This window comes from Rhizobium glycinendophyticum (assembly GCF_006443685.1).
In the GTDB taxonomy this organism is placed as follows: domain Bacteria; phylum Pseudomonadota; class Alphaproteobacteria; order Rhizobiales; family Rhizobiaceae; genus Allorhizobium; species Allorhizobium glycinendophyticum.
In genome coordinates this window covers 1-12,283 of record NZ_VFYP01000002.1, presented here as the reverse complement: position 1 = coordinate 12,283, position 12,283 = coordinate 1, and the positions used below count along the sequence as shown (strand labels likewise).

The window sequence follows — 12,283 nt, the reverse complement described above, 5'->3', positions numbered from 1 at the left end:
TTAAGGCAGTCGAAATGCCGTGGTTTTCAGGCGAATTTCCCGGCTCTGCCGTACCGTTTCGGCCCCATCTGGCCGTTGCGCCCCAGGAACATATTCGCTAAAAGCCCGGCAACCTGCAGCCTTTGGTGCAGGGCGTCAGTTTCTTCGCCGCTCCAGCGGCGTGTTCTCAAGGGCATATGGTTCAAGTCTATGGCTCGCATCGTGATGAAATTCGGCGGGACCTCCGTCGCCAATCTGGAACGCATCCACAACGTGGCGCGCCATGTGAAACGGGAAGTGGATGCCGGCCATGAAGTGGCCGTGGTCGTCTCGGCCATGTCGGGCAAGACCAACGAGCTCGTGGACTGGGTCCAGACCATGCCGAAGGTGGCGGGTGCCGACTCGCCGTTCTATGATGCGCGCGAATATGATGCCGTCGTTGCCTCGGGCGAACAGGTGACGTCGGGGCTTCTGGCTATTGCGCTGCAGTCGATGGGCATCAATGCCCGCTCCTGGCAGGGCTGGCAGATCCCGATCAAGACCGACAACGCCCATGGCGCTGCCCGTATTCAGGAGATCGACGGTTCCGACATCGTGCGCCGCATGGGCGAAGGCCAGGTCGCGGTCGTCGCCGGCTTCCAGGGCATCGGTCCCGATAACCGGATCGCGACGCTCGGCCGCGGTGGCTCGGACACCTCGGCCGTGGCGATCGCTGCCGGCCTGAAGGCGGATCGCTGCGACATCTATACGGACGTCGATGGCGTCTACACGACCGACCCGCGCATCGAGCCGAAGGCGCGCCGCCTGAAGAAGATCGCGTTCGAGGAGATGCTGGAAATGGCGTCGCTCGGCGCCAAGGTCCTGCAGGTCCGCTCGGTCGAGCTTGCGATGGTACACAAGGTCCGCACCTTCGTGCGCTCCAGCTTTGAAGATCCCGATGCGCCGGGCATGGGCGATCTCTTGAACCCGCCCGGTACATTGATTTGCGATGAGGAAGAGATCGTGGAACAGGAAGTCGTCACCGGTATCGCCTATGCCAAGGATGAAGCGCAGATCTCGCTGCGCCGTCTGTCCGACCGTCCGGGTGTCTCTGCCGCCATCTTCGGACCGCTGGCCGAAGCGCATATCAATGTCGACATGATCGTCCAGAACATCTCCGAAGATGGTTCGAAGACCGACATGACCTTCACGGTGCCTTCGGGCGATGTGGACAAGGCGCTCGCTGTTCTCGGCTCGAACAAGGAGAAGATCGGCTTCGACGTCGTGCAGAGCGAAAAGGGCCTGGTCAAGGTGTCCGTCATCGGCATCGGCATGCGCAGCCATGCAGGTGTCGCCGCGACCGCCTTCAAGGCGCTCGCCGAGAAGGGCATCAACATCAAGGCGATCACCACGTCCGAAATCAAGATTTCGATCCTGATCGACGGTCCCTATGCCGAGCTTGCAGTTCGCACTTTGCATTCGTGCTACGGTCTGGATAAGAATTGATTCCGTAGAGCGGACACCCGATACCCAACCCCTAAAAAGGTAAGGGTAACAATCCGCTGACCAATGGGAAGTGGAGCCAATACGCGATGAGAGACCTTTCTGCGGGTCCCCGCGTCCTGCTCAAGCGGCTGCGCGAAATGATGGCGGAGCCGCTCGAGCCGCAGGAGCGTCTAGACCGGATCGTTCGCCAGATCGCGAGCAACATGGTCGCCGAAGTGTGCTCCGTTTACGTGCTGCGCTCGGACGGCGTGCTGGAACTCTATGCGACTGAAGGTCTGAACAAGGACGCCGTTCACCTTGCCCAGTTGAAAATGGGCCAGGGTCTCGTCGGCACGATCGCGGCGTCGGCGCAATCGCTCAATCTTTCGGATGCCCAGGCGCATCCGGCTTTCCGTTATCTCCCTGAAACGGGCGAAGAGATCTACCACTCCTTCCTCGGCGTGCCGATCCTGCGCGCCGGCCGAAGCCTCGGCGTTCTCGTCGTGCAGAACAAGGCCGCGCGAAACTACCGCGAGGACGAACTCGAAGCGCTCGAAACGACCGCCATGGTGCTGGCGGAAATGATCGCCACGGGCGAACTCAAGAAGATCACCCGGCCGGGCCTCGAACTCGACCTGACGCGTCCGGTGTCTATCGACGGCGACAGCTATTCGGAAGGCATCGGCCTCGGCTATGTCGTGCTGCACGAGCCGCGCATCGTCGTCACCAACCTCTTGAACGAAGATAGCGAGACGGAAATCCGGAGGCTGGCCGACGCGCTCGGATCGCTCAGGATCTCGATCGACGACATGCTGTCGCGGCGCGAGATCTCCATGGAGGGCGAGCATCGCGACGTGCTCGAGACCTACCGCATGTTCGCCCATGACCAGGGCTGGGTGCGGCGCATGGAAGAGGCGATCCATAACGGGCTGACGGCGGAAGCCGCGGTCGAGAAGGTGCAGAGCGACACGAAGGCGCGGATGATCCGGTTGACGGATCCCTACCTGCGCGAGCGCATGCACGACTTCGATGATCTGGCGAATCGCCTGCTCAGGCAGTTGACCGGCTTTTCGCCGCGCAGCACGGCCGAAGGTTTCCCGAACGACGCCATCGTCTTTGCTCGCGCCATGGGTGCGGCCGAACTGCTCGATTATCCCCGCGCCAACCTGCGCGGGCTGGTGCTCGAAGAGGGCGCGGTGACGAGCCACGTGGTGATCGTGGCGCGAGCCATGGGTATTGCGGTCGTCGGCCAGGCGGCGGGTGCCGTGGCATTGGCCGAAAACGGCGACCCCGTGATCATCGACGGGGACGATGGCAAGGTGCATGTGCGCCCCGTTGCCGACCTGCAGAAGGCATATGAGGAAAAGGTCCGGCTGCGGGCCAAGCGGCAGGAGCAGTTCCGCGCGCTTCGCGATGTGGAACCGGTGACGAAGGACGGACATCGGATCAAGCTGCAGATGAATGCCGGCCTTCTGGTCGATCTGCCGCAGCTTTCGGATTCCGGCGCCGATGGTATCGGGCTGTTTCGAACCGAATTGCAGTTCATGATCTCGTCCACCATGCCGAAAGGCGAGGAGCAGGAGAGCTTTTATCGCAGCGTGCTGAAACAGGCGGCCGGGCGGCCGGTGACCTTCCGGACGCTCGATATCGGCGGCGACAAGGTCGTGTCCTATTTCCGCAGCCAAGAAGAGGAGAACCCGGCGCTCGGCTGGCGGGCGATCCGCCTGTCGCTGGACCGGCCGGGGCTGTTGCGCACGCAGTTGCGGGCCCTGCTCAAGGCGGCTTCCGGCGCCGAGCTGAAGATGATGCTGCCGATGGTGACCGAGGTCGCCGAAATCCGTGCCGTGCGCGAGCTGATGCAGAAGGAAGTGCAGCATCTGTCGAAGTTCGGCCACCAGCTGCCGAAAAAGCTGCAATTCGGCGCGATGCTGGAAGTGCCGTCGCTGATGTGGCAGCTCGACGAGCTGATGGAGGAGGTCGACTTCGTGTCTGTCGGCTCGAACGACCTGTTCCAGTTCTCGATGGCCGTCGATCGCGGCAATGCGCGGGTGGCGGATCGGTTCGACGTGCTCGGGCGGCCGTTTCTCCGGATCCTGCGGGACATCGTCAGGGCATCCGAACGCAACAACACGCCGGTGACGCTGTGCGGCGAGATGGCATCGAAGCCGCTTTCGGCCATGGCGCTGCTCGGGATCGGCTTCCGTTCGATCTCCATGTCGCCGACCTCGATCGGTCCGGTGAAGGCCATGCTGCTCGGGTTGGACGTCTCCCAGCTGTCAGATGTGCTGACGGCTGCGCTTGACGACAACACACCCGGCGTGTCAGTGCGCGAGATACTCGTCCGCTTTGCGGCCGAGAACAACATTCCCGTCTGACATTTGACGAAGAAACCGGAGTAAAGGGTGGCGAAGCTTCCTGTCGAGAAAATGCGCGAACTCGAACGCCGCTTCGGCGAAATCGAGGCGCGAATGTCGGCGGGTCCGGCAGCCGACGTCTATGTGAAGCTGGCATCGGAGTATTCCGAGCTCGAGCCCGTGGTGAAGAAGATCCGTGAATATCAGTCGGCCGTCGACGAGGCGGCGGATCTGCGGACCATGCTGGCCGACAAGGCGACGGATCGCGACATGCGCGATCTGGCCGAAATGGAATTGCCCGAGATAGAGACCCGGATCGAGGGCCTCGAAGGCGAGATGCAGATCCTGCTTCTGCCGAAGGACGCTGCAGACGAGAAAAGTGCGATCCTCGAAATTCGTGCGGGAACCGGCGGATCGGAGGCGGCGCTGTTCGCCGGCGACCTGTTCCGTATGTATGAGCGTTTTGCCTCCACCAAGGGGTGGAAGGTGGAAGTGCTTTCCGCCAGCGAAGGGGAAGCGGGCGGCTACAAGGAAATCATCGCGACGATCAGCGGACGCGGCGTGTTTTCCAAGCTGAAGTTCGAATCCGGCGTGCACCGGGTGCAGCGCGTGCCGGAGACAGAGGCGAGCGGACGCATTCATACGTCGGCGGCGACCGTGGCAGTCTTGCCGGAAGCGGAAGAGATCGACATCGAGATCAAGCCCGAGGACATCCGTATCGATACAATGCGCTCGTCCGGTGCCGGCGGGCAGCACGTCAACACGACGGATTCGGCCGTGCGCATCACGCATCTGCCGACGGGATTGATCGTCACCTCCTCGGAAAAGTCGCAGCACCAGAACCGCGCCAAGGCCATGCAGGTGCTTCGTTCGCGCCTGTACGACATCGAGCGGCAGAAGGCGGACAGCGAGCGCTCGGCGAGCCGCAAGAGCCAGGTCGGTTCCGGGGACCGGTCGGAGCGTATTCGCACCTATAATTTTCCGCAGGGCAGGGTGACGGATCATCGGATTAACCTGACGCTCTACAAGCTGGACAAGATGATCGAGGGCGATATCGACGAGATGGTCGATGCCCTGATCTCCGACTATCAGGCCGGGCAGCTCGCGCAACTGGGCGAAGCCCAGTGAGCGAGAAACGCGCGACGGCGAGAGCTCTGATCCACGACGCCCGCCGGCGCTTCGAGGAGGCGGGGCTTGCCGACGCCGACCAGGATTCGCGCATCCTCGTGATGGAATTGCTGGGGCTCAGCCATACCGATCTCGTGCTCGACGGTGACCGGCGGCTCGCTGAGGAGGCGGTCGCGCGGGTCGAAGATGCTGTCTTGCGGCGGCTGGCAAGGGAGCCGGTCTATCGCATTCTCGGATCGCGCGAATTCTACGGTCTCGACCTGAAACTCAGTCCCGGTACACTCGAGCCGAGACCCGATACCGAAGTCCTTGTCGATGCGCTTCTGCCGCATCTTCGACACAGGATTGCTTTACAGGGGACGGCAGAGATCGTCGATCTCGGCACAGGGACGGGCGCGATTGCGCTCGCTCTTCTTGCGCAGTGTCCCGAGGCAAGGGCCGTTGGTGTCGATATCTCCGAGGATGCACTTGCAACGGCTACGGCCAACGCGGCGGCTCTCGGGCTTGTCGATCGGTTTTCGACAAGGGCCGGTCCATGGTTCGCACAAACGCCTGAGAGCTTCGATATCATCGTGTCGAACCCGCCGTATATTCGCACGGCTGTGATGGAAGGGCTCGAGCCGGAAGTGGCAAATCACGATCCTGTTGCGGCGCTGGATGGCGGCGAAGACGGGCTGGAAGCTTACAAGGCCATCGCTGCAGAGGCGGACGCCCATCTCAATTCCGGCGGCGTCATCGGCCTGGAGATCGGCTTCGACCAGCAGGACGGTGTGCAGCAAGTATTTGAACAGGCGGGTTTTTTGCGGCTAGAGGCGCATCGGGATCTCGGCGGGCGGGACCGGGTGTTGATCTTCGGCCGCAAGCAAGACTGACGTGTTTGCTGCGCGTGCTAAGGATAATTCCGGGAAAAACAGAAAAAGGCTTGGTTTTCCGCGGGAAGCGTAATAGTTTGCGGGCACGTAACGGGCGGCGGGGTAAAGAACGAAGATTCGTTCATGTCTGGGCCGGCTTCGACAACGGTTCGCTTTCGAGCCCCGCGAAGCACAAAAAGACCGGTGCGTAACTCAGTAAACTCGACTTTCACCAGCGGCGAGCAAGGCGAGAGCGCGGTCTGCCGGCGGCGCGTGGAGACTTGGTCCGGGCTAACCAGAACCAGCGGCTTTGCCCTTTTTCAGCACAACAGAGACATTCAGGTGAATCATCTATGAGGCCAGGACAGCAGAACAAGCGTGGTCGGGGGCGTAACAACAATAATGGCGGTGGCGGCGGCGGCGGAAATGGCGGCGGCAACTTCAACCGCAAGGGCCAGAACCCCCTGACCCGGACCTATGACAGCTCAGGTCCTGACGTTAAAATCCGCGGCACGGCACAGCATATCGCCGAAAAGTATTCGACGCTGGCGCGGGATGCACAGAGCGCCGGCGACCGCGTGATGGCGGAAAACTACCTGCAGCACGCGGAGCATTACAACCGCATCATCGCAGCCGCCCAGGCGCAGATGCAGGAACGCTTCCAGCGCGACGATCGCGATGGCAATGAGGACCGCGACGATCGTCAGGACTTCAACGAGCGTGACGGCGAAGATTTCGACGGTTCGGACGACAACAACAACGTTCAGAACGTTGAGCGCGGACAGGACCGTGGCGGCGATCGCGGCAACCAGCAGCAGGGTCGGCCCCAGCACCAGAACCGCCAGCAGCAGCACAATCGCCCGCAGCGTCAGCCGGAGCGGCAGGTCGAGCCTCAGCCTCAGCCCGAGATTGCCGGTTCCGGTCCCCAGCCTGTGATCGAGGACATGCCGGCCGAGGTTGTCGCCGCGGTTGCCGAAAGTGCCGTCGAGGCCGGTGGCGAACGCCAGCCCCGTCGTCGTGCTGCCAGCAATCGCCCGCGCCGCCAGCCGCGCCGCAGCGCCGGTGCCGACGAGGGTGGCGAAGGCGCCGGCAATGGCGAAGGTGGAGATGCTCCGGCGCTGGCTTCGGCCGAGACCGAGTGATCTCGACAACGGCAATTTGACCAATGCCAACTCCGGGCGAAAGTCCGGAGTTTTTTCGTTTAAATGCCTCTTTAAAGGGCACAAATCCACTCCCATATCTCGATTAAGGGCGCGGAGATCCGCGCCAAGGGCCCGCCGCTTCCGGGGGCTCGATCCACAGCATCCGTTCTGCGCCGAATGCGGGCAGCACGGGGAAACGGAGACAGACCATGAATATCGAGAGTTATTCCGAACGCGTGCGCGGCTTCCTGCAGTCGGCACAGACCTATGCCCTTTCCGAGGGCCACCAGCAGTTCACGCCCGAACATGTCTTGAAAGTCCTGCTCGACGACGATCAGGGTATGGCATCCTCGCTCATCAGCCGGGCCGGCGGTGATGCGAAAGCCGTGCGGCTTGCCAATGACGCGGCGCTTGCCAAGCTGCCGAAGGTGTCCGGAGGCAATGGCCAGGTCTATCTGGCGCAGCCGCTCGCCAAGGTTTTTTCCACCGCCGAAGATGCGGCCAAGAAGGCCGGCGACAGCTTCGTCACCGTCGAGCGACTGTTGCTGGCACTCGCCATTGAATCGTCTGCCTCCACTTCTGCTTCGCTGAAGAAAGGTGGGGTGACGGCGGCTGCCCTCAACCAGGTGATCAACGATATCCGCAAGGGTCGCACTGCTGACGGCGCCAATGCCGAAGCCGGTTTCGACGCGCTGAAGAAATATGCCCGCGACCTGACCGAGGAAGCTCGTGAAGGGCGGCTTGATCCCGTCATCGGTCGTGATGACGAGATTCGCCGGACGATCCAGGTTCTGTCGCGCCGCACCAAGAACAACCCTGTGCTGATTGGCGAACCCGGCGTCGGCAAGACGGCGATTGCCGAAGGTCTGGCGCTGCGCATCGTCAATGGCGACGTGCCGGAAAGCCTGAAGGACAAGAAACTGATGGCGCTCGACATGGGTGCCTTGATTGCCGGCGCGAAATATCGCGGCGAATTCGAGGAGCGGCTGAAGGCCGTGCTTTCGGAAGTCCAGTCGGAAAGCGGCGAGATCATCCTGTTCATCGACGAGATGCACACGCTTGTTGGTGCCGGCAAGGCGGATGGGGCTATGGATGCGTCCAACCTGTTGAAGCCAGCACTTGCCCGCGGCGAGCTGCACTGCGTCGGTGCCACCACGCTCGACGAATATCGCAAGCATGTCGAAAAGGATGCGGCGCTTGCCCGGCGCTTCCAGCCCGTGATGGTCAACGAGCCGAATGTCGAGGACACGATCTCGATCCTGCGCGGCTTGAAGGAAAAGTACGAGCAGCATCACAAGGTGCGGATCTCGGATTCGGCGCTGGTTGCGGCAGCCACGCTGTCCAACCGCTACATCACCGACCGGTTTCTCCCCGACAAGGCGATCGACCTGATGGACGAGGCCGCGTCGCGGCTGCGCATGCAGGTGGATTCCAAGCCGGAAGAGCTGGACGAACTCGACCGCCGCATCATGCAGCTGAAGATCGAGCGCGAAGCGCTTAAGAAGGAAACCGATGCGGCGTCTGCCGACCGGCTGAACCGGCTCGAAGCCGAACTCACCTCGCTCGAGGAAGAGGCGGATGCGTTGACGGCCCGCTGGCAGGCGGAAAAGCAGAAGCTCGGCCTTGCCGCAGACCTGAAGAAGCAGCTCGACGAGGCGCGCAACGAACTGGCGATCGCGCAGCGGCAGGGCGAATTCCAGCGGGCGGGCGAGCTTGCCTATGGCGTGATCCCGAACCTTGAAAAACAGCTGGTCGAGGCGGAAGCCCAGGATGGTTCGAGCGCCGGCAATATGGTGCAGGAGGTGGTCACTGCCGACGGTATCGCCCATGTCGTGTCGCGCTGGACCGGCATTCCGGTCGACCGGATGCTGGAAGGCGAACGCGACAAGCTGCTCCGGATGGAAGACGAACTGGCGAAATCGGTCGTCGGTCAGGGTGATGCCGTGCAGGCGGTCTCGCGTGCGGTTCGCCGTGCCCGCGCCGGGCTGCAGGATCCGAACCGGCCGATCGGCTCGTTCATCTTCCTCGGGCCGACCGGCGTCGGCAAGACCGAACTCACCAAGTCGCTCGCCCGCTTCCTGTTCGACGACGAGACGGCGATGGTCCGGCTCGACATGTCGGAATTCATGGAGAAGCATTCGGTCGCGCGGCTGATCGGAGCGCCTCCCGGCTATGTCGGATACGAGGAAGGCGGGGCGCTGACGGAAGCCGTGCGGCGCAAGCCCTACCAGGTCGTGCTGTTCGACGAGATCGAGAAGGCGCATCCGGATGTCTTCAACGTGCTCCTGCAGGTGCTCGATGACGGGCGCCTGACGGACGGGCAGGGCCGGACCGTGGACTTCAAGAACACGATCATCATCATGACCTCGAACCTCGGGGCCGACTACCTGACCTCGCTCGGCGAGGATCAGGATGTCGATCAGGTTCGCGACCAGGTGATGGATATAGTGAAAGCCTCGTTCCGGCCGGAATTCCTCAACCGCGTCGACGAGATCATCCTCTTCCATCGGCTGCGCCGCTCGGAAATGGGCGCGATCGTTGATATCCAGATGAAGCGGCTTCTGTCGCTCCTGTCGGAACGCAAGATCGCCATTGATCTCGCCCCCGATGCCCGTAGCTGGCTGGCCGACAAGGGATATGACCCCGTCTATGGTGCCCGTCCTCTGAAGCGGGTGATCCAGAAATACCTGCAGGATCCGCTCGCCGAGCAGATCCTCTCGGGTCACGTGCTTGACGGTTCGGAGATCCTGATCGAGGCCGGCAGCGACCGGCTGCTGATCTCGCCGAAGACGGCGGTCAGTGCCGCGGCCTGATTGAGAGCCTGTTGAAGACAAACAAAACGGCGGCCCGGAAGGGCCGCCGTTTTGCGATCACGGTCCGTGAATTTGCCGCCTTAGCGGCTCGCCACCTGGGCCGGGCGACCGCCGCTTTCGAGAAGCGTGTCGATGCGCTGGCGCTCCTCTTCGAAGGAAGCAAGAGCTGCACCGTCCAGCGCCTTGCCGCCGGGCAGACGGACCTTCATCGCGTCGACCTTGGTACCGTTGACGATCAGCTCATAATGCAGATGTGATCCGGTCGAGGAGCCGGTCGAACCGACGAAGCCAATCACCTGGCCTTGCGTCACCTTGGCGCCGGGCACGATGCCCTTGGCGATGCCGCTCTGGTGGTTATAGGAGGTGACATAGCCATTGGCATGGCGGATCAGGGTCTGGTTGCCGTAACCGGAGGCCCAGCCCGCCTTCTCCACGACGCCATTGCCCGCGGCAATGATCGGTGTGCCGCTGGGGGCTGCCCAGTCGACCCCGGTATGCATGCGCGAATAGCCGAGGATCGGATGGCGACGCATGCCGAAACCGGAGGTGAAGCGGCCATTGGGTACGGGATTGCGCAGCAGGAACTGGCGGATCGACTTGCCATTCTCGTCGAAATAATCGATCGAGCCGTCTTCCGGGTTCTGGAAGCGGTAGAACTGGGTGATCGTGTCGCCGAAGCGGGCACGGACATAGAGAAGCTCGGAATCTTCCGTCGCCTTGCCTTCCTCGTCGGTAACGGAGAAGACGGCTTCCAGCATGTCGGTTGGCTTCAATTGCGCCTGGAAATCGACATTGGACGCCAGCAGTCGCACCACAAGTGCCGTGAGTTCCTTACTCATGCCGTAAGAGAGCGCTGCGCGATAGATGCCGTCATAGGCTCTCGGCAGGTCGCGCCCGGTGACGATGGCGGGGCTCGATCCATCAAAGGCACCGGAGATCGCGGCCAGTTGCGGCGGTTCGCTGCCTTCCACCAGACGCCCCGCGTCGTTGACGGCCAGCGTTACCACATGATCGGCATTGTGATAGAGTGAGAAGCGCACAAGGCGGACTTCGTCACCGCGCTGAATGAGCCCGACCCGCAGCACGTCGCCGACCGCGAGCAGCTTGCCCGGCATGTGAGCGGCCAGAGCCGATTCCACATCGCCGGCCTTGGACGCCGGGTATCCAGAGGCCACCATCAAGGCGGAGACCGATTGCGGGCTGCGGACCGGAAGCACGTCGTCGGCGAATTCCGGCGTCATGGGGGTGACGGTTTCCGGTTCCGCGACGCTCATATTCTCTTCGACGACGCGAGCCGAAAGGCCTGCTGTCAGATCGAGCCCGTTGTCTTCGGTGTCGAAGCGGCGAGGGTCTATATAATAGAGCGCCGCGACCTGGCTGTCGCCGTCGGTCAGGACCGAACCGTTGGAGCGGACATTTTCCTCGACCTCGTCGAAGGTCATTTCACCGGCGAGCGGGAGCGACGGCTCGCTGGGAAAGGGGCTCGATTTCAAAATGACTTCGGATTCGACATCCGACCCATAGAGAGAGCCGGTGCGGTTGGCGACCGGGGGCGTTGCCTGGTCGATGGCAAAGATCGCGAGCGGATCGAAAGCCGGATAGCGGTCCTGCACCGCGTAATCGGCGGCAAGCGCCATCTTTACATGGGCGAAGGGCTGCTTGCGGACCAGTTCGCGTTCGCCGTCCTTGATCACCGTGGGAACATCGAGGATGGCCTTGTCGACGGGGCGCGCAGCAATCTTCGGCCCGAAGAGGCGGGCGCCGCGCACGGTGTCCTGTGCTGCCGGTGCGCCACCATCAGGCGGGGCGACTGCATAGGCTTCGGCCGGGATGGCAAGCTGCTGGCGGCCGTCAAGGGCTGCAAAGAGCGCCACACCCATGAGGATGCAGGAGGTGATGCCAGTGAGGAATGTGCCGGAGAGCCAGCGGAGGGAGATCTCGCGACGGTCCGGTGCCCGAAAGCCGTCCGCCAGGATCGGCGGTTCCGTGCCCAGCGAGCGGATCATGTCGCGGTCTGCCGTCATGCCGTTCTGTCGATCCCTGTCCTGTTCATGGTCAAGAGGCTGAAAAGCCCAGCCAGCGCCACAAGCGGCTCTCATGTCTCATGTTTTGGCCACCGACGTCAAATCAGCGGTGGTTTGCAGCCTCTGTGTGGACGTCAATTATGGAGAATGCTGGGCGCAGACCTTCGTACAGGAGAGAGATGTTGCCTATGGGGAGAGAGAGGGGGCGGGCGGGATGGCAAGGGCGGCAGCTTTTTGAAGCAAGCCCGGATCTGCGGGCTTCCCTACTGAATTGGGACCGGGGTTTGAGGGCGCGATCGGTTTGAAGACGAAATTTCCGTATTATTACAATGGGATCACAGATCTTTTTGAAAAAGTTGAATCTGGCTGTTGACGAGAAAAAGGAGTGGCCGTATAAGCCGCTTCACCGAACGAGAGGGCGGCGCCGACGAGGCGAGCGGCAGTCTGGTTCAGAGAAAACCTCAACGAAATTGGCTGAGATGCTGATTGAATGCCGGGTTCAGGCTTGGCGGGATGGTTTTTTGACGG

Annotated in this window: 8 protein-coding genes; 6 read left to right on the top strand and 2 right to left on the bottom strand. The window is 62.3% G+C overall.

Annotated elements, in window-relative coordinates; genetic code table 11:
* Window positions 1–189 precede the first annotated feature (189 nt).
* From FJQ55_RS14720 to clpB, 6 genes are all read left to right on the top strand, one after another.
* Window positions 190–1,464: an aspartate kinase gene (locus FJQ55_RS14720; protein WP_140829328.1), complete on the top strand. Its 1,275-nt coding sequence runs from the start codon at window positions 190–192 to the stop codon at window positions 1,462–1,464.
* An 86-nt stretch (window positions 1,465–1,550) separates the two neighbouring features.
* Window positions 1,551–3,818, top strand: a complete 2,268-nt coding sequence (gene ptsP, locus FJQ55_RS14715) for a phosphoenolpyruvate--protein phosphotransferase (protein ID WP_140829326.1) — start codon at window positions 1,551–1,553, stop codon at window positions 3,816–3,818.
* A 27-nt stretch (window positions 3,819–3,845) separates the two neighbouring features.
* Window positions 3,846–4,925 (top strand): peptide chain release factor 1, encoded by a 1,080-nt coding sequence (gene prfA / locus FJQ55_RS14710; protein WP_140829324.1) that lies wholly within the window; start codon window positions 3,846–3,848, stop codon window positions 4,923–4,925.
* Window positions 4,922–5,797 carry a peptide chain release factor N(5)-glutamine methyltransferase gene (gene prmC, locus FJQ55_RS14705; RefSeq protein ID WP_140829321.1) on the top strand — a complete coding sequence of 292 codons (876 nt, stop codon included), beginning with the start codon at window positions 4,922–4,924 and terminating at the stop codon, window positions 5,795–5,797. Before prfA ends, prmC begins: the two co-directional genes overlap by 4 nt.
* A gap of 332 nt (window positions 5,798–6,129) precedes the next feature.
* Window positions 6,130–6,918 carry a DUF4167 domain-containing protein gene (locus tag FJQ55_RS14700; protein WP_140829320.1) on the top strand — a complete coding sequence of 263 codons (789 nt, stop codon included), beginning with the start codon at window positions 6,130–6,132 and terminating at the stop codon, window positions 6,916–6,918.
* A gap of 209 nt (window positions 6,919–7,127) precedes the next feature.
* Window positions 7,128–9,731: an ATP-dependent chaperone ClpB gene (clpB, locus tag FJQ55_RS14695; RefSeq protein ID WP_140829318.1), complete on the top strand. Its 2,604-nt coding sequence runs from the start codon at window positions 7,128–7,130 to the stop codon at window positions 9,729–9,731.
* Window positions 9,732–9,811: 80 nt separating this feature from the next.
* On the opposite strand, the gene FJQ55_RS14690 is transcribed toward clpB, so the two are convergent.
* Both FJQ55_RS14690 and FJQ55_RS23555 read right to left on the bottom strand, forming a co-directional pair.
* Entirely contained in the window at window positions 9,812–11,755 is a 1,944-nt protein-coding gene (locus FJQ55_RS14690; RefSeq protein WP_140829317.1) for a M23 family metallopeptidase, read from the bottom strand.
* Between the two features lie 324 nt (window positions 11,756–12,079).
* Window positions 12,080–12,283 (bottom strand): hypothetical protein (locus FJQ55_RS23555; protein WP_208758215.1); only part of this gene is annotated, 204 nt, incomplete at its 5' end.